This window comes from Teichococcus aerofrigidensis (assembly GCF_054073225.1).
In genome coordinates, this window is sequence record NZ_JBSXMU010000041.1 from 12898 (window position 1) to 31457 (window position 18560).

The 18560-nt window shown below is 71.3% G+C and carries 18 protein-coding genes and 1 CRISPR repeat array (1 of these 19 running past the window's edge); of the genes, 6 read left to right on the forward strand and 12 right to left on the reverse strand.

Annotated features, from left to right (window positions below; all coding sequences use genetic code 11):
• Positions 1 to 1114: direct repeats of the CRISPR family, unit length 32 nt; unit sequence GTCGCTCCCCGTGCGGGAGCGTGGATCGAAAC (it extends 893 nt beyond the left edge of the window).
• A gap of 130 nt (positions 1115 to 1244) precedes the next feature.
• Together ACVMLK_RS10780 and ACVMLK_RS10785 are read left to right on the forward strand one after the other, a co-directional pair.
• Positions 1245 to 3500 carry a CRISPR-associated endonuclease Cas3'' gene (locus tag ACVMLK_RS10780; RefSeq protein WP_457486407.1) on the forward strand — a complete coding sequence of 752 codons (2256 nt, stop codon included), beginning with the start codon at positions 1245 to 1247 and terminating at the stop codon, positions 3498 to 3500.
• Positions 3501 to 3839: 339 nt separating this feature from the next.
• A complete protein-coding gene (locus tag ACVMLK_RS10785; protein WP_422923518.1) occupies positions 3840 to 4199 on the forward strand; it encodes a DUF4440 domain-containing protein in 360 nt (119 codons plus the stop codon).
• 210 nt (positions 4200 to 4409) lie between these two features.
• On the opposite strand, the gene ACVMLK_RS10790 is transcribed toward ACVMLK_RS10785, so the two are convergent.
• On the reverse strand, positions 4410 to 5381 hold the full coding sequence (locus tag ACVMLK_RS10790; RefSeq protein WP_457486398.1) for a LysR family transcriptional regulator: 972 nt from the start codon (positions 5379 to 5381) through the stop codon (positions 4410 to 4412).
• Between the two features lie 60 nt (positions 5382 to 5441).
• Between ACVMLK_RS10790 and ACVMLK_RS10795 the strand changes: the two genes are divergently transcribed.
• On the forward strand, positions 5442 to 7088 hold the full coding sequence (locus tag ACVMLK_RS10795; protein ID WP_457486399.1) for a thiamine pyrophosphate-binding protein: 1647 nt from the start codon (positions 5442 to 5444) through the stop codon (positions 7086 to 7088).
• A gap of 45 nt (positions 7089 to 7133) precedes the next feature.
• Positions 7134 to 8108 carry a Bug family tripartite tricarboxylate transporter substrate binding protein gene (locus ACVMLK_RS10800; protein WP_457486400.1) on the forward strand — a complete coding sequence of 325 codons (975 nt, stop codon included), beginning with the start codon at positions 7134 to 7136 and terminating at the stop codon, positions 8106 to 8108.
• Positions 8109 to 8126: 18 nt separating this feature from the next.
• On the opposite strand, the gene ACVMLK_RS10805 is transcribed toward ACVMLK_RS10800, so the two are convergent.
• The 8 genes from ACVMLK_RS10805 to ACVMLK_RS10840 all read right to left on the reverse strand — a co-directional run bounded on the left by ACVMLK_RS10805 (position 8127) and on the right by ACVMLK_RS10840 (position 14926).
• Positions 8127 to 8318, reverse strand: a complete 192-nt coding sequence (locus tag ACVMLK_RS10805) for a hypothetical protein (protein ID WP_198367276.1) — start codon at positions 8316 to 8318, stop codon at positions 8127 to 8129.
• Between the two features lie 90 nt (positions 8319 to 8408).
• Positions 8409 to 8870, reverse strand: coding sequence for a hypothetical protein (locus ACVMLK_RS10810; protein WP_457486401.1), 462 nt, complete (start codon positions 8868 to 8870; stop codon positions 8409 to 8411).
• Between the two features lie 40 nt (positions 8871 to 8910).
• Positions 8911 to 9702, reverse strand: coding sequence for an enoyl-ACP reductase FabI (fabI, locus tag ACVMLK_RS10815; RefSeq protein ID WP_198367274.1), 792 nt, complete (start codon positions 9700 to 9702; stop codon positions 8911 to 8913).
• Complete coding sequence (locus ACVMLK_RS10820; RefSeq protein ID WP_457486402.1) at positions 9699 to 10895, reverse strand: acetate/propionate family kinase; 1197 nt, start codon at positions 10893 to 10895, stop codon at positions 9699 to 9701. Before ACVMLK_RS10820 ends, fabI begins: the two co-directional genes overlap by 4 nt.
• Entirely contained in the window at positions 10892 to 11779 is an 888-nt protein-coding gene (locus ACVMLK_RS10825) for a phosphate acetyltransferase (protein WP_457486408.1), read from the reverse strand. Before ACVMLK_RS10825 ends, ACVMLK_RS10820 begins: the two co-directional genes overlap by 4 nt.
• A 77-nt stretch (positions 11780 to 11856) precedes the next feature.
• Positions 11857 to 14082, reverse strand: coding sequence for a DUF3141 domain-containing protein (locus ACVMLK_RS10830; RefSeq protein WP_457486403.1), 2226 nt, complete (start codon positions 14080 to 14082; stop codon positions 11857 to 11859).
• A 199-nt stretch (positions 14083 to 14281) separates the two neighbouring features.
• Entirely contained in the window at positions 14282 to 14644 is a 363-nt protein-coding gene (locus tag ACVMLK_RS10835; protein WP_457486404.1) for a hypothetical protein, read from the reverse strand.
• Between the two features lie 69 nt (positions 14645 to 14713).
• Complete coding sequence (locus tag ACVMLK_RS10840; RefSeq protein WP_457486405.1) at positions 14714 to 14926, reverse strand: hypothetical protein; 213 nt, start codon at positions 14924 to 14926, stop codon at positions 14714 to 14716.
• 197 nt (positions 14927 to 15123) lie between these two features.
• On the opposite strand from ACVMLK_RS10840, the gene ACVMLK_RS10845 reads away from it, so the two are divergent.
• Complete coding sequence (locus ACVMLK_RS10845) at positions 15124 to 15261, forward strand: hypothetical protein (protein ID WP_198367269.1); 138 nt, start codon at positions 15124 to 15126, stop codon at positions 15259 to 15261.
• 27 nt (positions 15262 to 15288) lie between these two features.
• Here ACVMLK_RS10845 and ACVMLK_RS10850 read toward each other — a convergent pair whose 3' ends face one another.
• Together ACVMLK_RS10850 and ACVMLK_RS10855 are read right to left on the reverse strand one after the other, a co-directional pair.
• Positions 15289 to 15684 (reverse strand): hypothetical protein, encoded by a 396-nt coding sequence (locus ACVMLK_RS10850; RefSeq protein ID WP_198367268.1) that lies wholly within the window; start codon positions 15682 to 15684, stop codon positions 15289 to 15291.
• 106 nt (positions 15685 to 15790) lie between these two features.
• Positions 15791 to 16792, reverse strand: a complete 1002-nt coding sequence (locus ACVMLK_RS10855) for a 2-hydroxyacid dehydrogenase (RefSeq protein ID WP_422923540.1) — start codon at positions 16790 to 16792, stop codon at positions 15791 to 15793.
• Between the two features lie 116 nt (positions 16793 to 16908).
• On the opposite strand from ACVMLK_RS10855, the gene ACVMLK_RS10860 reads away from it, so the two are divergent.
• Positions 16909 to 17682: a helix-turn-helix domain-containing protein gene (locus tag ACVMLK_RS10860; RefSeq protein WP_198367266.1), complete on the forward strand. Its 774-nt coding sequence runs from the start codon at positions 16909 to 16911 to the stop codon at positions 17680 to 17682.
• Here the strand turns inward: ACVMLK_RS10860 and ACVMLK_RS10865 are convergent.
• A partial coding sequence (locus ACVMLK_RS10865; RefSeq protein ID WP_457486406.1) for an amino acid ABC transporter ATP-binding/permease protein occupies positions 17643 to 18560 on the reverse strand: 918 nt, incomplete at its 5' end. The genes ACVMLK_RS10860 and ACVMLK_RS10865 overlap by 40 nt on opposite strands.

An 18560-nucleotide genomic window follows, 5' to 3' on the forward strand; every position in this document is an offset into this window, starting at 1 on the left:
GGAATATGCAGGGGCGGCGGCTTGTGGTCGTCGCTCCCCGTGCGGGAGCGTGGATCGAAACGCCGGGGATGTCACCGCAGAAGAGATGGAAGGCGTCGCTCCCCGTGCGGGAGCGTGGATCGAAACCGCCCGGGTGAGTTGACCGGCGCCAGCACCTAGTCGCTCCCCGTGCGGGAGCGTGGATCGAAACCGGCAGTAATGATTTCGCCTGCTGGGGAGTTATTGTCGCTCCCCGTGCGGGAGCGTGGATCGAAACCGCTGGCGGGGATGACGCATTGGGGGACGAGATGGTCGCTCCCCGTGCGGGAGCGTGGATCGAAACATCTCAGCCTCCACCCATCCCTAAACCGCAACGATGTCGCTCCCCGTGCGGGAGCGTGGATCGAAACCCCGACACCCGCGCACGAGCCCGCTCATCGGCCGGTCGCTCCCCGTGCGGGAGCGTGGATCGAAACGCCCGCCTGGAATCCCGCCTCAAGACCACGGCTGGTCGCTCCCCGTGCGGGAGCGTGGATCGAAACATCTCGCAGAGCATCGCGGCGGGGCGGTTTCGGCGTCGCTCCCCGTGCGGGAGCGTGGATCGAAACCAGCCGCCGGTCATTGGCCTGCTGCACGGCGGCTGTCGCTCCCCGTGCGGGAGCGTGGATCGAAACCGACCGCCGGTGCCTTGGCCGAGGCGCGCGACATGTCGCTCCCCGTGCGGGAGCGTGGGTCGAAACTGCAGCCGGAAATTGTCGAAATCGACCCCGGCAGTCGCTCCCCGTGCGGGAGCGTGGATCGAAACGCGCGGCTGTTCGAGACGTTGCGTGAGGGAGCTGGTCGCTCCCCGTGCGGGAGCGTGGATCGAAACGCCCACAAGGTCGCGGCCTGGACCGCGGCGGCCGGTCGCTCCCCGTGCGGGAGCGTGGATCGAAACTTCGCTGGTGCCGAACAGGGGGCAATCCTCGCGATGTCGCTCCCCGTGCGGGAGCGTGGATCGAAACAAGAGCCGCCGTGATGGGATCACGATGGGCCTTGTCGCTCCCCGTGCGGGAGCGTGGATCGAAACGCGCACCGGGCGCACCAGCTCATCTACGAGGCGAGTCGCTCCCCGTGCGGGAGCGTGGGTCGAAACCAGCGGATGGAGGACTATCTGGCCGGCGCCGAGGTCGCTCCCCGTGCGGGAGCGTGGCATGTCTGCCATCCGCCTTGTCGCCACCATTCTCTTCTGGATCAATGCATTCTGAATGTATTCAATGCAGACCATGCCAGTCTTCGCGCATTCGCTGCCTGCGAAGCCCCCTACCAACTGGGAGCTTTTGACGGATCACTTGGTGGCTGTCGGTCAGCGGGCGGCAGAGTTTGCCGCATGGTTCGGCTGGGCCGAGGCTGCACGTGCTCTGGGCCGTCTGCACGACATTGGCAAGGTGTCCGTTCCCTTCCAGACCTACATCGCCACGCCGCGCGGTGAAGGTGCCGCCAAGGGGCCGGACCATTCCACCGCCGGGGCCCGCATGGCCTACCGCCTGTCCCCAGGACCCTTCGGCTTGCTCCTCGCCAACATCGTGGCCGGGCACCATGGCGGATTGTCTGATGCGGAGGACCTGGAACGACGGCTCTCGCCGGAACACCACCCGATCTTCCCCTATGATGGTTGGGAAGCCCATGCCGGGCCTTTGCCGCAGACGCGCAGCCTTCTGCCGTCTCCGCCCTGGCCGGGCGGCGCTCCGCCATCCGGCTTCGGCAAGGCCTTTCTCGGCCGCATGCTGTTCTCTTGCCTGGTCGACGCGGATTTCCTGGAGACCGAGGCGTTCCATCGTCGCGCCGAAGGGCATCTTGAAACGCGGGGCGGCCACAGCACGATCCCGGACCTGCGCGATCGGCTGCGCGTGCATATGGCCGGGATCGACGGACGCAGCGACAGCACCGTCTGCCATGCCCGCTCCCAGGTGCTGGCGGCGGCACGGGATAAGGCGGCGATGCCGCCCGGCCTGTTCACGCTGACCGTGCCGACGGGCGGCGGCAAGACCCTGGCCTCCCTGTCCTTCGCGTTGGAGCATGCGGCGCGGCACGGCCTGCGTCGTGTGATCCATGTCGCACCCTTCAGCGCCATCATCGAGCAAACCGCCGCCGTGTTCCGTACCGCGCTGGCAACGCAGGAGGATGTGCTGGAGCACCACGCCCAGGCCGCTTGGCGCGAGACCGACGACGAGGAAGGACCAGGGGGCGAGCGTAAGTTGCGGCAGGCCGCGGAGAACTGGGATGTGCCGGTGGTGGTGACCACCGCCGTGCAGTTCTTCGAAAGCCTCTTCGCCAACCGCCCGCCCCGCTGCCGCAAGCTGCACAACCTGGCGCGCTCCGTGATCGTGCTGGACGAGGCGCAGGCCCTGCCGGTGGGGCTGCTGCGCCCCTGCCTGGCGGCAGTGGCCGAGCTGGCGCGGGCCTATGGTGCCACGGTGGTGCTCTGCACCGCCACGCAGCCGGCGATCCGTGTGCAGGACGGGCTGGATGGCGGGCTCGACATTCCGCCGGAACGCGAGATCGCGCCCGACCCGCCGGCCCTCTACGCCGCCCTGCGGCGGGTGCGGGTGGAGGTGAGGCCGGACAAGGTGACGGATGCCGAGGTGGCGGCACGCTTCGCCGAGGTGCCGCGCATGTTGTGCATCGTCAACAGCCGTGCTCATGCACGGGATCTCCATGGCGCCATCCGGGAGCAGGAAGGTGCCGTGCATCTCAGCACGCTGATGGTGCCGCGCCACCGCCGCCGGGTGTTGGAAGAGGTCCGCCGCCGGGTGAAGGCCGGGGAGCCGGTGCGCGTGGTCAGCACGTCCCTGATCGAAGCCGGTGTGGATCTGGATCTGCCGGAAGTGTGGCGCGCGGTGTCCGGGGTTGATTCCATCGCCCAGGCAGCGGGGCGCTGCAACCGCAATGGTCTCCTGCCCATGGGGCGCACGGTGGTGTTCGAGCCGGCGGAGGCGTCGGTGCCGCGCTTCGCGCGGGAGTTCCATCAGGCCACACGGGAAGTGCTGCGGCGGCATGACGACCTGCTGGGGCTGGAGGCCGTGCGGGACTACTTCCGCACCCTGTACTGGCAGAAAGGGCAGGGCGCGCTGGATGCCCTGGCGCTGGAGGGCTTCAGGCCAGGCGCGCTGCCGGCGCTGGAGACGCATAAGGATGACAGCCGCTTTCCCTTCCGCAGCCTGGCCGACGCCTTCCGCCTGATCGACGAGACGATGGAGCCGGTGGTCGTGCCGTGGGACGACGCGGCGCGGGCGGCGCTGCAACTCGTGGCACGGGTCGACAAGCCTTCAGGGCGGATGCTGCGGGCATTGCAGCCTTATACCATCAGCATTCCGGCCCAGGCGCGGCGGGACTGGCTGGGGCGAGGGGCGCTGCGGCCGGTAAGCCGGGCACTGGGCGACGCGCTGCTCGCCTTCGAGAATACCGAGCACTATGACGCGGAGACGGGGCTGGATCTGGCCAGGCCGGAATACCGGCAGGTGGAGAGCAACCTGTTCTGAGAGCCCGCTTCACAACGGGTGAGACTGGGCAGGCGACCGAGGTTCTGCGCGTTTCGGGAGTGTCCAAAGCTTCCGAGGCCGCCTATGTGGACCCCCGCCGCCCACGCGTGGCGAGCCGCGTGACGTGGGGAGCCGGTATGGGCAGGGAGGGGCGTACCGGCGCGCACGGGGCTGCGGGAGGCCTTGGTCGAGGCGTCGCGGCGGTGGGATCCGGATCGCGCGCTTCGGTTCGGCGGAGCAGACCGAGCCATCGCCTTCTGCGCATGCCAATGCCGAAAACGTCATCCTAGGCAGCCGCCCGGGCCGCACCACCTGATCTCGGCAACCAGGGAGGCACCGATGGAAGACGATCGCGTCTGGGCGTTCGAGGAAAGCCTGTGGACCGGAGACGCCGAGCACTACCGATCCTCGATCGATGATGCGTGCCTGATGGTGCTGCCGCAGCCGCCCTTCGTGATGAGCGGCCAGGACGCCATTGCCGCCGTCGCGGACACGCCGCGCTGGACGAAAGTGGAGATCTCCGAGCGGCAGATCGCCCGGCCGCAGGAGGGGCTGATCGTGGTCGCCTACCATGCCCGCGCGGAGCGGGATGGCACGGCGCCCTACGAGGCGCACTGTACCTCGACCTATCGCCGCCTGGCGCACGAGGAGTGGCGCGTGGTGCAGCACCAGCAGACGCCGCCGCTGGTGAAGAGCTGACAGGGCGGCGGTGGAGGGTCTGGAGCGGTCACGCAAGGCCGGTCACACGCCTTTATCCCGCCGAGGCGGTCACGACCGTCACGGCAGAGTGGCGGCGATCCTTCCAGCCGCCTCGTTCATCCTCCCGGCTCACCTCGGCAATGGAGATGTCCGCCGGCATTGGGCAGGCCTGCTGGCCGAGAGTGGGACGCCGGTTGGCCAGGGCGGCGATCAGGGTACCTTCTGCGTGGCGGACCCGTGGGCGGATGAGGCCCGACCTTGGCCGTCGGCTGGCAGGGGGGACATGATCCCGCTCTGCTGAAGCCTGGCGACCGTCGCGTGGAGATGAGCCAGCACCGCCCGCAGGGCCGGGGTCGCGGGGCGCGTCGGGCTCATCGCCACCATCAGGCGCGCGCGGAGTGGCGGATCGGCGATGCCCCTCAGGATGTATCGGCGGTCCAGCGCCTCGCGCGTCAGAGCCGCGCGGGGCAGCACGCTCCAGCCGATGTCCAGTTCGACCAGCCTGCGGATGGCCGCCAGACTGTCCACCTCCAGCAGGCGGGCCGGATCGGGATGCGCTCCGGCGCGGTGCAGGGCGCGCCGCAAGCCGTGCTGCGGATCGGGCAGGACCAGATCGAGCCGCGACAGGCATGATACCGGAACGGGACCCTCGCCGGGCAGGTCCCGGGCGCGGCGGCGGCGCGCGAAGAGCAGCAGCTCCTCCTGGGCTAGCAGCTCCGCGGCGATGGCCCGGCTGCGCCGGCTGTCATAGAGGATGGCGATGTCGAGGCGCCCCTCGGTCAGCCACTGGTTCACGAAGCCGCTGAAGCCGTCGACCAGCCGGATCCGCAGGAAGGGGTGGCGCTGGCGCAGCTCGCCGAACAGCGAGGCCGCCAGATGCGCCGACATGAAGGTCGGCACGCCCAGCACCACCTGGCCGCGCGGAACCGGGTCGTCCAGGCTGGCCGGGAGGTTGTCGAGCGCGGCGAGCAGGGGCCGGGCGGCCTCGACCAGGCGCTGGCCGTCCTCGGTGAGGCGCGCGCCGCGGCCATGGCGGTAGAGGAGGGGGCGCCCGACCTCCTGCTCCAGCAGCGCGATCTGCCGGGACAGGCTGGGCTGCGCCAGGCCCAGGACCGAGGCCGCGCGGCTGAAGGCGCCGTGCTCGGCGATCGCCACGAGGGAGCGCAGCCGCGTCGGATCCATAGCCTGCGACTATAGCTGCTAATGGGAGGCGGGACATGCCCGGCGGGCTATGGGGCGGAGATGGAAAACGCCAAGACCGCCGCCGAGACCCTCCTCGCCGCCCTGGCCGCGCGCGGCACCGACCGGGCCTTCTGCGTCCCGGGCGAATCCTACATCGCCCTGCTCGATGCCCTGCACGCGCATCCCTCCATCGATCTGGTCACCTGCCGCCAAGAGGGCGGCGCCGGCTTCATGGCGGTGGCCGACGCGAAGCTGACCGGCCGGCCGGGCGTGGTCCTGGTCTCGCGCGGCCCGGGCGCCTGCAACGCCGCCATCGCGCTGCACACCGCCGAGCAGGACGCCGTGCCGCTGATCCTGCTGATCGGCCAGGTCGAGCAGAGGGATCTGCGCCGCCGCGCCTTCCAGGAGATCGACTACGCCGCCATGTTCGGCGGCATCGCCAAATGGGTCGGCGAGGCGACCCATCCGGACCAGGTGCCCGAGCTGATCGCCCGGGCCTGGAGCATGGCGGTGCAGGGGGTGCCGGGGCCGGTCGTGCTCTCCCTGCCGGAGGATGTGCTGGCGGCGCCCTGCGCGGCTTCCGCCCCGGCCATCACGGCCGCGGTGCCGGCCGCGCTGGCGGCGCCGGAGGCGGAGCGCCTGGCGGAGATGCTCCGCCGCGCCGAGCGCCCGATCCTGCTGGCCGGGCACGGGCTGGACGTTCCGGGCGGGCGCGAGGCCCTGCTGGCCTTCGCGGAGGAATGGCGGCTCCCCGTCGCGGTGTCCTTCCGCCGCCAGGACCTGTTCCCGAACCGGCATCCGCTCTATGCGGGCGACCTCGGCCTGCGCAATCCGGACGCGCAGCGTCAGGCCTTCGCCGAGGCGGATCTGGTCCTCGCCCTGGGGACGCGGCTCACCGACATCACCACCCAGGGCTACAGCTGGCCGGCGCCGCGGCAGACGCTGGTGCATGTCTGCGCCGACCCGCGCTTCCTGGGCTGGCAGTTCCCGGCCGGGATGGCCATTGCCGCCGATGCGCTGGCCGTGCTGGGTGCGATGCCACGCCAGGGCAGGGCGGTGCCGGAGGGACGGGCGGCGTGGAACCGGCGCCTGCGCCGGCTGCAGGAGGCGGACAGCCAGCCCGTGACGTCCGATGCCGCGGATGGCCTCGCCTTCGCCAGGGTGGCGCAGCTGGTCGGTGAGGTCGTGCCGGCCGATGCGATCGTGACGCTCGATGCCGGCACCTTCGCCGCCCCCTTCTACCGCAAGCTTCCCTGGACGCCGCCGCAGCGCCTGCTGGCGCCGATCTCGGGCGCCATGGGCTTCGGCGTGCCGGCCGCCGTCGCCGCCGCCCTGCGGCACCCGGAGCGAAGCGTGATCTGCGCCGTGGGGGATGGCGGTGCCCTGATGACCGGCAATGAACTGGCCGTGGGCATGGCGCGCGGCCTGCCCATCAAGCTCCTGCTGTCCGACAATGGCAGCTACGCCTCCATCCGCATCCATCAGGAGCAGCGGCATCCCGGCCGGGTCTCGGGCACGGATCTCGTCAATCCCGATCTCGGCCTCTGGTGCGCCTCCTTCGGCGCGCCGCTGCTCCGGGTGAGGGAGGAGGCCGATCTGCCCGCCCTGGCGGCGGCGCTGCGCACCCCCGGGCCCATGGTCGCCGTGGTCCGCACCTCGCTTCAGGCGGTCCTGCCCGTGCACGCCACGGTGCCGGAGGCGGGCTGAGCCCCTCAGGGGGCGCCAAGAACCCATCAGGGAAGGGAACGTCCGATGCTGAAGATTCCGCGCCGCCTGGCGGCGCCCGCCGTGGTGGGCCTCGCCGCGCGGCCGCTCCGGGCCGAGACCGGCTGGCCGAACCGCCCGATCACGCTGGTCGTGCCCAATCCGCCGGGCGGCGGCACGGACTTCGCGGCGCGGCTGTTCCAGGACCCGCTGAGCCGGGCGCTGGGGCAGCAGGTCGTGATCGAGAACCGTTCCGGCGGCAACGGCAATGTCGGCATCCTGGCGGTGACCCGCGCCGAGGCGAACGGCTATACGCTGCTGCTGCAGTATTCCGGCTATCATGGCGCCAATCCGGCGCTGACGCCGGATCTCGGCTGGGATCCGAACCGGGATCTCGCCGCCGTGGGCATGGCCACCATCGCGCCGCATGTCATCTTCAGCGGTCCCGCCGTGAGGGCCGCGACGCTGGCCGAGCTGGTGGCGCACATCCGGGAGAATCCCGGCCGCGTCACCTACGCCTCGGCCGGGACCGGCTCGATCCAGAACATCGCCGGGCTGCAACTCGCGCGGCGGGTCGGGGCGCCGATGCTGCACGTGCCCTATCGCGGCGCCGCGCCGGCGCTGCAGGACGTGGTCGGCGGCCGGGTGGACATCTTCATCACCACCCCGTCCTCCGCCCTGTCGCTCCTGCAGGGCGGTGGGCTCAGGGCCCTCGCCGTGGCGAGCGACACGCGCCTGCCGGCGCTGCCGGAGGTGCCGACCACGGCCGAGGCCGGCCTGCCGGGCTACATGGTGGATGCTTGGTTTGCCGTCTTCGCGCCGTCGGGCGTGCCGCTGGCCATCCGGGAGAGGATCAATGCCGCCCTGCGCGAGGCGGCCGCGATGCCCCGGCTGCGGGAGGTCGCCGCCGCCTCGGGGGTCGTGCTGAAGCCGCTCACGGTGGCGGAGATGGAGGCCCTGGCGCGGCGGGATGTCGAGGAACTGGGCCGTGTGGTGCGCGAGGCGGGGCTGCGGATCGAGTAGGCGGGCCGCCGCCCGGGCTCAGCCCTCCAGGCCCAGCAGCTCGGACAGCGCCATGGCCGCCTCGATCTGCTCGAAGGTCTGGCGGATCTGGCCCAGGATGACCACACGCTGGTCGTCGTCCGCCTCCGCATGCTCGCGCATCAGCGCGATCAGCCTCTCATGGGCCAGGGCGAGGAACTCGGGAAGCCTGCGGATGGCACAGTCCTGCATGGCGGAAACCTCCGTTACGCTTCCCGGATACGGCAGAAGCGGGGCGGTTTCTGTGACCGAAGTCACACAGGCGACGGGAAGGGGGCGTCCTCAGCCCGCCCCCGCCTCCTTCCAGCTCAGGAAAATACCGACATCTCCCGGCATTCCGTCGGTGTAGTCCAGGATCGCCACGCGCAGGTCGAAGCCGCGCGGCTCCAGCTCCCGCCGGTAGAAGGCATGGGCCTTGGCGGCGAAGCCATCGAGATACAGCGCCCAGTCATCCTGGCCGCTGGTGATGGAGCGGCCACTGTCCTTCATCCAGGCGGAGGGAAAGTGCAGCACCATCACCTCGTTCTCGCCATCGGCGGCGGCGCGGCGCACCATGAGCATCAGGCGCTCCAGCGCATCGGGCGGGATGTCGCGGTCCTGGAAGGCGCGGCGCAGCGCCTCGCGCTCGTCCCGCTGGCGCTCCCGCTCCCGCCGCTCCTCGTCCAGCTTGGCCTCACGTTGGCGCTGCATCCAGGCGCGAATCTCAGGCGCGCTGAAGCGGCTGAGGAATCCCTGCTCCGCCATGGCGATCTCGCTCCTCTTTCCGGCCGCCGGCTGCGGCGCCTCAGTCGACGATATGATAGCCCCCGTCGATGTAAAGCGTCTGGCCGGTGATCAAACGGGCGGCATCCGTGGCCAGATAGGCGGTGGCCATGCCGACATCCTCGATGCTCACCAGGCTGCGGGCCGGGGCCTTGGACTGGGCGCGGGCCAGCAAGGCGTCGAAGTCCGGCAGACCGGAGGCGGCGCGGGTCTTCAGCGGCCCGGGCGAGATGGCGTGCACGCGGATGCCCTGCGGCCCGAGTTCCGTCGCGAGGTAGCGCGTGGCGCTCTCCAGCGCCGCCTTGACCGGCCCCATCATGTTGTAGTGCTCGACCACCATGCTGGCGCCGTAATAGCTCATGCAGAACAGCGCGCCGCCGGGATGCTCGCCTTTGGCCAGCAGCGGCTCGGCCAGCTTGGCCATGCGGATGAAGGACCAGCAGGAGATGTCCATCGCCTGCAGGAAGCCCTCGCGCGAGCAGTCGGTGACGCGGCCCTGGAGATCCTCGCGCGGGGCGAAGGCGATGGAATGCAGCAGGAAGTCGAGTTGCCCCCATTCCGCGGCGATGCGCTCGAAGACAGCCTCCAGCTCACCCTCGTTCCGCAGGTCGAGCGGCATCAGGATGGGCGCCTGCACCGCCTCGGCCAGCGGCCGCACATGCGGCAGGGCCTTCTCGTTCAGGTAGGTCACGGCCAGCTCGGCGCCGAGGTCGCGGAAGGCGCGGGCGCAGCCCCAGGCGATCGACTGGTCGTTGGCGATGCCCGTCACCAGGCCGCGGCGGCCCTGCAGGCTGGGGAGGGGACGGGGGCTCACCAGACCGTCCTGTAGCCGCGCAGCAGGTCGAGGGTATGGCGCGCGATCATGCGTTCCTCATTGGTCGGCAGGACATGGGCGGCGATGCGGCTGCCATCGGCGGAGATGCGCGGGCCATGGGCGGCGTTGCGCGCGGCGTCCATGACGAGGCCGAGCCAGGCGCAGCGGGCGCCGATCGCCGCCCGCACCGGCGCCGCGTTCTCGCCGACGCCGGCGGTGAAGACGATGGCGTCGAGCCCGCCCATCTTGCTGGCCAGCGCGGCGATGGCGCCGGCGGCGTGATAGGCGAGGTGGTCCAGCGCCAGCCGCGCCGAGGGGCTGTCGCTGGCGAGCAGGTCGCGCACGTCGCCGCTGAGGCCGGACAGGCCCTTCAGCCCGCATTCATGGTAGAGCAGATGCTCGATGGCGGCGGGCGTCATGCCCTGCTCCTGGAGGTAGAGCACCACGCCGGGGTCGAGCTGGCCCGGCCGCGTGCTCATGGGCAGGCCGTCCAGCGCGGTGAAGCCCATGGTGCTGTCGATGCTGCGGCCCGCCCGGAGGGCGCAGGCCGACATGCCGGAGCCCAGGTGCAGCGCCACCACGCGCCGCTCCGGCAGCAGGGGATCGAGATCCTTCAGGTGGCCGGCGATGTATTCGTAGGACAGGCCATGGAAGCCGTAGCGGCGGACGCCCTGGCGGTAGAGAGCCTCGGGTATGGCGAAGCGCTCGGCGAGGGGGCCATGGCCGCGATGGAAGGCGGTGTCGAAGCAGGCGACTTGCGGCAGCTCCGGCCGGCGCGCGCGAATCGAGCGGATCGGCGCCAGATTGTTGGGCTGGTGCAGCGGCGCCAGGGGCACCAGCGCGTCCAGCCGCGCCAGCACCTCGTCATCGATCAGCACCGGCTCCGCGAAGTCCGGTCCGCCATGCACGACGCGGTGGCCGACCGCCAGCGGCGGCGTGCCGATATGCCCGAGGAACCAGGCACCCAGCACCTCCTGCGCGGCGGCGACATCCTGCATCCGCGCGGGCTCGGGGCGCTCGTCGGCGATCACGGCATCGCCCGCGTCCCAGACCTGCAGCCGGGCGTGGGCGGTGCCGATGCCGCCCAGCAGGCCCTTGAAGCGCCGGGTCAGGCTGTCATCCCCGCCCACGGCATAGAGCTGGAACTTGATGCTGGAACTGCCGGCGTTGAGGACCAGGATGCCTTCGCTCATGCGGCCACCGGCCTCCGCTCGGCCAGGTAGCGCGCGTAGAGCGCGGCGACGGCGCAGGAGGCGAGGCGGGTACGGGTGCTGTCGGCGCGGCTGGTCAGCACGATCGGCACCCGCGCGCCGAGCACGATGCCTGCGGCGTCGGCGCCCGACAGGAAGGTCAGGTTCTTCGCCAGCATGTTGCCCGCCTCGAGATCCGGCACCACGAGGATCTGCGCGCGGCCCGCCACCTCGGAGCGGATGCCCTTGATGCGCGCCGCCTCCGGGCTCACCGCGTTGTCGAGCGCCAGCGGTCCGTCGAGGATGCCGCCCTGGATCTGCCCGCGCTCGGCCATCTTGCACAGCGCCGCCGCCTCGATGGTGCCGGGCAGCTTCGGGCTCACCGTCTCCATCGCGGAGAGGATGGCGACGCGCGGGATGCCCAGGCCGAGGCCGTGATGCAGGTCGATGGCGTTGCTGATGATATCGGCCTTGGCGGCGAGATCGGGCGCGATGTTGATGGCGGCGTCGGTGATGAAAAGCGGGCGGATGTAGTTGGGCACGTCCATGATGAAGACGTGGCTGATGCGCCGCTCGGTGCGCAGCCCGCCCTCGCGCGCCACCACGGCCGACATCAGCTCGTCGGTGTGCAGGCTGCCCTTCATCAGCAGCTCTGCGCGGTTCTCGTGCACCAGCGCGACGGCGCGTTTGGCGGCGGCGTGGCTGTGCGGTGCGTCGATGACCTCGATCCCCGCGAGATCGAGCCCCGCCGCCGCGGCGGCGGTTGCGATCTTCCGCGCGGGACCCACCAGGATGGGCGCGATGATGCCATGGCGCATGGCATCGGCGATGCCCTCCATCGCCGATGCGTCGCAGGGATGCGCGACGGCGCAGGGCACCGCCGCCATCCCGGCCGTGCGCTCGATCAGCGCATCGTAGTGCGGATGGCGCGGCGCGGCGGGCGGCGCGCCGAGGCTGTCGGCCGTCACCGGCCGGATCCCTTGCGGTCGCGCGCCCGGAGCCGGGCATGGCGGCGCGGTGGCGCTGCCGGCTCGCCGCGCGCCGGCGGCGCCTCCGCGGGGGGTTCGGGCTCCCCGGCGCGCGGTGCGCCGGCCAGGACCTGCTGGAGTATCGCCTCGATCTCGGCGTGGCGCTGCCGAGCGGCCTCGCTCAGCGGCGCCGCCTCCTCGACACGATGGATCTCGGCGATGAGCGCCTCGATCTCCGCCGCCGTCGAGGTCCGCAGCAGTCGGGGCAGGGCGGCCAGCGCCGCCGCCTGGTCCAGGCGCAGCATGAAGAACTGCTCGCGCAGCGCCGCCTTGAACGCGGCGAGGCTCATCTCCTGCCCCTCCTCCCGCCGCAGGTTGCGCAGCATGGCGAAGCTGCGCGCATCGGCGACGCGGTCGGCCAGGCCGATATAGATCAGCGCTCTCAGGCAGGCCTCGTAGGCGCCCCCCTCGGCGATGCCGGCGCGCAGCTCCGCCATGCGCCGCTCGAGGAAATCGCGCAGCTCCGGCTCGGCGCCCGGCTGGCGGCGCGGCGGCATGTCGCGCGCCATCAGCCCGGCCAGGGATTGCAGCAGCGGATGGCTGTAGAGCGCCAGGAAGGCGGCTTCGTAGCCGGCGTCGCGCCAGTCGCCGTAGCGGTCCAGCGCGGCGACGATCTGTGCCGAGGCCAGGTGTTCCAGGCGACGGAAGAGATTGTTCTCGGCGGCGGGGCGGCGCTCCTGCCGCACCGGCCCGGCGAGCGCCGTGATGGGCGCCAGCCAGGGATTGCGGCTGGAGAAGCTGTTGTACTGCAGGCGCAGCGGCTGCAGGCTGCGGATCGTCTCGGCCAGCTGCGGCGTGACCAGGGCCCGCACCAGCGGCTGCAGGAGGTGGCGGTAGAGGCCGAGATTGGCTTCCGACAGCCAGGCGACGGTGGCGAAGCGGCGGTCGTCCTCCGGGCGGGGCTGCACGATGGCGCGGATATCGTCGAGCGACCGGCCGGCGAAGCGCAGCACGTACTCGCCGCCCTCGGCGCCCTCCGCGTCCAGGATCTCCGCCTCGTAGAGGCCCGGAGGCAGCACGTCGATGAAGTCGATGTTGGAGGCGAACTCCTCGTGCTCCCTCCGCGCCACCTTGCCGGAGACGAAGATGCCGAGATGGCCGATGCTCTCGTGCACGGTGTAGACGATGGTCTGGCCGTGCGCGCGGATGTCGTCGACGCTGTCGTAGAGGTCGAGGATCCAGCCCAGGGCCTGCGGCGGCGGGGTGATGTTGTCGCCGCGCGAGCAGAAGACGACGATCGGGGACCGGATCTCGCGAAGATCGATGCGGATCTTGTCCGAGGTGGTCAGCTCGGCGGTCGAGAGCTTGTTGCCAACGAAGAGATTGTCGGTGATGTACTGCATCTCGCCGGCATTGGTCAGGATATGGCCGTTCCACCACTTCTCGAAGGCGAGGTAGCGTGGCGGCTCGGTGTCGATGCGGTCGTAGACGGTGTACTGCTTGGTCCACCAGGTGTTGGCGAGGTCCAGGTTCTCGAAGTTCTGCACCAGCCAGGCGCCGTCGAAGAGCCCGTCGCCCAGATCGCCCGCCAGGGCCGTCATCCAGGTGCCGCCGAGCAGGCCGCCGGTGTAGCGCATGGGGTTCATCCCGCGCCATCCCGCCCAGTAGGAGAGCGGCGCGCCGGCGACGATCAGCGGGCCGAAGACCTCGGGCCGGGTCGCCGCGGCCATCATCACCTGCCAGCCCGCCTGGCAATTGCCGATCACCACCGGCTTGCCTTCCGCCTCCGGATGCGCCGCGGCGGCATGGGCGACGAAGGCCTGCTCGGCCCGCATCACGTCCTCGACCGTCTGGCCCGGCTCCGGTCGGGGCAGGAAGCCCACGAAGTAGCAGGGATGGCCGGCCCGCAGCGCCACGCCGATCTCGCTGTCCGCCTTGAAGCCGGCGATGCCGGGCCCGTGCCCCGCCCGCGGATCGACGATGACGAAGGGGCGCTTGCGGGGATTGGTCTCCAGCCCCTCGGGCGGGCGGATGCGGATCAGCCGGTAGTTGACCGGTCGCGGCAGGTCACGCCCGCTGAGCACAACATCGCCCTCGAAGCTGAGGACGTTGGGCGCCGCCAGCCGCTGCTGCTCGTGGTACTGGTCGCCGCGCTGCCGCAGCACGTCCAGGAAGAGGATGCCGCGCTGCCAGCTGTCGAGCGCGTAATCCGCCGCCTCCATGCAGAGCGTGGCCCATGGGGATGACCACGGAGACGACCAGGGAGAGGCCCGAAGCCAGGGCGAAACACCCGGAAAGCCGGTGGTCCATGACATTGGGCAATCCCTCCAGCCAGGTCCGTCAACGATATGCTGCGCTGCAACCTAGGCTGGATGGCCGCCATGTTCAATCCACGACGACGCGCGCCCCACACAAGCCTGATCAGCCAACGGTCCGGGGCACGGCCGGGCTGGCGGTGGCCGGGCGGGGCCGCGGCGCCGGCCAGACTTCGCCGCGCACCGGATGGACCCGCCGCCTGCCTTCCGTGCGGCCGACGAAGGCCAGGCGGGCCGCTGTCTCACCGCAGTGGCTGCAGCGGAGCCGGCGAGCCACCTCGCGGACCGTCAGGCCGCCATGCCGGGGCAGCAGCTCCGCCACGGGGCGCAGGCTGTGGGAAGCGCAATCCGGATTGCCGCACCGCACGCGCAGCCGCCATTCGCGCCAGAAGGACAGCGGGCTGTCGAGCGTCCGGTTGGCCGTGGGGCCATTGAACGGCAGGGCGGTGTTCAGGATACGGGCGGGCATGGCGCGCACTCCTGCGGGATCCCGCGGGGGGTGCGGGCGTCAGGAACATAAGAAGAACATAAAAGCTCTTCAAGAGGATGGCGGCAGGCGCCCGGCTTGGCGGAGGGGAAGAGGCCGGCAACCGGCAAGGCGCAGCAGCGCGAGGCCCTGAGCCAGCCGGGCCGGGTCCGCCGCGCGGACGCTGAGCGTATCGAGGCTCAGATAACGCAGGGCGACGTCCGGCATCTCCAGCATCGCCGCGTCGAAGTCCCCCCGGGGCACGCGCACCATGGCCTCAGGCATCACCGTCCTCCCCCTTGTCAGGTCGCCGGGACGACCCTGACCTGCCGTGGTGCCTCAACGGCCCCGGCCCCCTTTCCGTTGCCCCAATGATACGTCAGGGCAGCCATCCTCAGTTTGGAGGATGACGGCCCGCGCCATTGGGCATAGAGCGTTCTTCCAGGAGAACGAACCTGAGCACGTCCCGTCTGATCCTGCTGATGCTGGTGACCTTCGGCCTCCTCCTCGCCGCCTTTCACCAGGAATGCCTGTACTTTTCGGGCCAGGCTGGCCCGCGCGCCCCCTTCCATCCGGCGGAGGACTGGCGAGAGGCGAAAAAGGGCTTCGATGGGCTCTAGGGGTGGCAGGCAGGCCGCATCTGCCCCTCAGCCGGCGCGGAAGCTGGCCGGATCGTCGATGCCGAGCTCGCGGCCCCGGGCATCGAAGGCCTGCTCGTAGATCACCGCCAGCCGCGACTTCGGCGAGCCATCGGCATAGGCGGCCTCGCTCTCGGCCACCGCCGCTTCCGGCCCCATCGCCAGGAGATGCGTGGCCTGCGCCGCCAACCCGGCGGCGTGCATGGCCTCCACGGCCCAGCGCCCCTGCGCCTCCGCGATTTCCTGCCGCAGCGCATCGGCCTGCTGGCGCTGCGCCACGCGCTCGGCCTGCAGGGCGGAGAGCCGGAGGGAGAGCCGCTCCGCCAGGGCCTCGAGCTGCTCCAGCCGGCTCTCCAGCGCGGAGGGCTCGGAGGCGGGGTGAGGGATCTCGGTCTGTTCAGCCATCCGCGTCTCGCAGTCCAGGGGAGTTGCCGCCATCCGCCGGCCTTAGCAGATCAGCCCCCCGCGTCCCAGGCCCCCCTCCCGGGGCCCTACGCGACCAGCGCCCGGCTCAGGCGAGCTTCTCGACCGAGAGGGCGTCCGGTGCCACGCCATGACGGGCGAACTCCGTGATGTTGCGCAGCGTCGTCTCCGCGATGGCCGACATCGCCTCGACGGTGAAGAAGGCCTGGTGGCCGGTGACCAGCACGTTCGGAAATGTCAGGAGCCGGGCGAAGACATCGTCGCGGATGACGGTGGAGGAGAGGTCGCGGAAGAAGAGATCGCCCTCCTCCTCGTAGACATCGAGCGCGAGGCTGCCGATGGCGCCGGACTTCAGCCCCTCGATGGCGGCGCGCGTGTCGATCACCGCGCCGCGGCTGGTGTTCACCAGCATCGCGCCCCGCTTCAGGGCGGCGATGGCTCCGGCATCGATGAAATGATGCGTCTCCGGCGTCAGCGGGCAATGCAGCGTGACGATGTCGGACCCGGCCAGCAGCGTCGCCTTGTCCACGTAGCGCCCGCCCAGGGCGGTGATGTCGGCATGCGGATAAGGGTCGAGGGCGAGGATGCGGCAGCCGAAGCCGGCCAGCAGGCGCGCCGTGCAGCGGCCGATCTGGCCGGTGCCGATGACGCCCGCCGTGCGGCCCTGCAGGTTGAAGCCGAGCAGGCCGTCGAGCGCGAAGTTCCCCTCGCGCACGCGGTTGTAGGCGCGGTGGATCTTGCGGTTCAGCGTCAGGATCAGCGCCAGGGCGTGCTCGGCCACCGCCTCGGGCGAATAGGCGGGGACGCGGCTGACGGTGAGGCCGAGGCGCCGCGCCGCCTCCAGGTCGACGCGGTTGAAGCCGGCGCAGCGCAGCGCGACGAGGCGGATGCCGGCCTGCCGCAGCAGTTCCAGCACCCCGGCGCCGAGATCGTCGTTGACGAAGGCGCAGACGGCATCGGCGCCGGCCGCGAGCGGCGCGGTGGCGGGCGTCAGGCCCGGCTCCAGGAACAACAGCTCGTGTCGCCCCGCATTGGCGGCATCCAGGAACCGCCGGTCATAGGGTTTGGTCGAGAAGACGGCGACACGCATCGGCGGTTCCCGCTGGCTGCGGCCCTGGTATCGGGCCGTTGGTTTGGAAAGCGGATGGCCCTCGGCTAGGATCCGTGGGACATCCCTTGTGACACAACAGGGCAGGCCTGCCGATCATGTCCAGAAGTGCCACCGTGGTCGCCATTCGTCCGCATCGCAAGGCCTGCGGCGCCTGCGCCGACTGCGAGGTGCGCCGCACCGCGGTCTGTGCCGCTCTCGAGGATGACGAGGTCGTGGCGCTGGAGCGCATCATGGGCTCCGTCCGGCTCGAGGCCAATGCCATGCTGGTGGAGGAGGGCGCGCCACGGCGCCGCGTCTTCAGCCTCACCTCCGGCATGTTGCGGCTGCTCACGGCCCTGCCGGACGGCCGCCGGCAGATCACCGGCTTCCTGCTGCCGGGCGACTATCTCGGGCTGCTGGACGAGGCGACGCATACCCTGACCGCCGAGGCCGTGGTGCCCTCCGTGCTCTGCGGCTTCCCCGTGCCGCAGATGCAGGACCTGATGGAGCGCTATCCCCGCCTGAGGGACCGTCTGCACCAGATGACCAAGGCGGCCCTGCGCCAGGCCTGGGACAACCAGCTCGTGCTGGGCCGCCTCGCCCCGGTCGAGAAGGTGTCGAGCTTTCTGCTGGTGCTCTCGGCCCGGCAGGCCTCCGGCAGGCCGGTCTCGGACACCGTGCCCCTGGCCATGACGCGCGCCGACATCGCGGATTACCTCGGACTGACGGTGGAGACCGTGAGCCGCAGCTTCACCAAGCTGCGGCAGCAGGGGCTGATCCGCCTGCCCGACGCTCACCGCGTCGAGATCGTCGATCGCGGCGCGCTGGCCGCCGTCGCCGGGATGGAGCCTCAGTCCAGCGGCTCCAGCACGCCTTCCACCAGGCGGTAGCGGCGGTCCACCGCGCCGGGCGGCAGCATGGCATGGGTGGCGATGACGATGCTGCGCCCGCGCGCCGCCCGCGACAGATCGGCCAGGAAGGCATGCTCGGTCTCGGGATCCAGGCCGCTGGTGGGCTCATCCAGCACCAGGATGGCGGCCCGGCTGAGCAGGGCGCGGGCCAGGCAGAGGCGCCGCGCCTGTCCGGCCGAGAGGCTGCGGCCCGCTTCGCCCAGCGGGGTTTCCAACCCCTGCGGCAGGCTGCGCGCGAAATCGGCCAGCCGCGCCTCCTCCAGCGCCTGCCAGAGGTCGGCGTCGGTGGCGTCGGGACGGCCGATCAACAGGTTCTGACGCAGCGTGTCGAGGAAGACCGGCGCGTCCTGGGACAGCAGGGCGATGCGGGCGTGCAGCTCGGCCAGAGGCACGGCACGCAGGTCGGTCCCCGCCAGCCGGACCACGCCGCGCTGGGGGTCGGCCAGGCGCAGCAGCAGGGCCAGCAGGGTGGACTTGCCGCTGCCGCTCGGTCCCAGGATGGCGATGCGCGTGCCGGCGGGCACCACGAGGTCGAGGCCGCGCAGCACCGGCCGGGCCGGGTCGTGGCCATAGGTCACGCCGTCCAGCCGCAGCTCCGCGCCGGGGGGAAGCGGGACGGGGCGTGCCGGTTCCGCCACGGCGGGGGGCGCGGTGCCGATGGCGCGCAACCGGCCCGCCGCCGCCGTGGCGGAGCCCAGCCGCGCCACGTTGCGCAGCAGGGCGGCATGCGCCTCGAAGCTGCCGAGGGTCGCCAGCAGCAGGCCGGCCAGCAGCGGGCCGCCGATCTCGCCGGCCTGTAGCGCCCGCAGCCCGAACCAGAGCACGGACAGCAGGGCCAGCCCGCCGCAGAGCTGGGC

Excerpts from the sequence above, each read along its gene's own strand:
- ACVMLK_RS10800 (WP_457486400.1), top strand. The coding sequence starts at position 7,134 with ATGCTGAAGATTCCGCGCCGCCTGGCGGCGCCCGCCGTGGTGGGCCTC.
- ACVMLK_RS10840 (WP_457486405.1), bottom strand. The coding sequence starts at position 14,926 with ATGCCTGAGGCCATGGTGCGCGTGCCCCGGGGGGACTTCGACGCGGCG.
- ACVMLK_RS10805 (WP_198367276.1), bottom strand. The coding sequence starts at position 8,318 with ATGCAGGACTGTGCCATCCGCAGGCTTCCCGAGTTCCTCGCCCTGGCC.
- ACVMLK_RS10860 (WP_198367266.1), top strand. The coding sequence starts at position 16,909 with ATGTCCAGAAGTGCCACCGTGGTCGCCATTCGTCCGCATCGCAAGGCC.
- ACVMLK_RS10820 (WP_457486402.1), bottom strand. The coding sequence starts at position 10,895 with ATGAGCGAAGGCATCCTGGTCCTCAACGCCGGCAGTTCCAGCATCAAG.
- ACVMLK_RS10790 (WP_457486398.1), bottom strand. The coding sequence starts at position 5,381 with ATGGATCCGACGCGGCTGCGCTCCCTCGTGGCGATCGCCGAGCACGGC.
- ACVMLK_RS10780 (WP_457486407.1), top strand. The coding sequence starts at position 1,245 with ATGCCAGTCTTCGCGCATTCGCTGCCTGCGAAGCCCCCTACCAACTGG.
- ACVMLK_RS10810 (WP_457486401.1), bottom strand. The coding sequence starts at position 8,870 with ATGGCGGAGCAGGGATTCCTCAGCCGCTTCAGCGCGCCTGAGATTCGC.
- ACVMLK_RS10785 (WP_422923518.1), top strand. The coding sequence starts at position 3,840 with ATGGAAGACGATCGCGTCTGGGCGTTCGAGGAAAGCCTGTGGACCGGA.
- ACVMLK_RS10855 (WP_422923540.1), bottom strand. The coding sequence starts at position 16,792 with ATGCGTGTCGCCGTCTTCTCGACCAAACCCTATGACCGGCGGTTCCTG.
- ACVMLK_RS10850 (WP_198367268.1), bottom strand. The coding sequence starts at position 15,684 with ATGGCTGAACAGACCGAGATCCCTCACCCCGCCTCCGAGCCCTCCGCG.
- ACVMLK_RS10830 (WP_457486403.1), bottom strand. The coding sequence starts at position 14,082 with ATGGAGGCGGCGGATTACGCGCTCGACAGCTGGCAGCGCGGCATCCTC.
- ACVMLK_RS10835 (WP_457486404.1), bottom strand. The coding sequence starts at position 14,644 with ATGCCCGCCCGTATCCTGAACACCGCCCTGCCGTTCAATGGCCCCACG.
- ACVMLK_RS10825 (WP_457486408.1), bottom strand. The coding sequence starts at position 11,779 with ATGGCGGCGGTGCCCTGCGCCGTCGCGCATCCCTGCGACGCATCGGCG.
- ACVMLK_RS10795 (WP_457486399.1), top strand. The coding sequence starts at position 5,442 with ATGGAAAACGCCAAGACCGCCGCCGAGACCCTCCTCGCCGCCCTGGCC.
- ACVMLK_RS10845 (WP_198367269.1), top strand. The coding sequence starts at position 15,124 with ATGCTGGTGACCTTCGGCCTCCTCCTCGCCGCCTTTCACCAGGAATGC.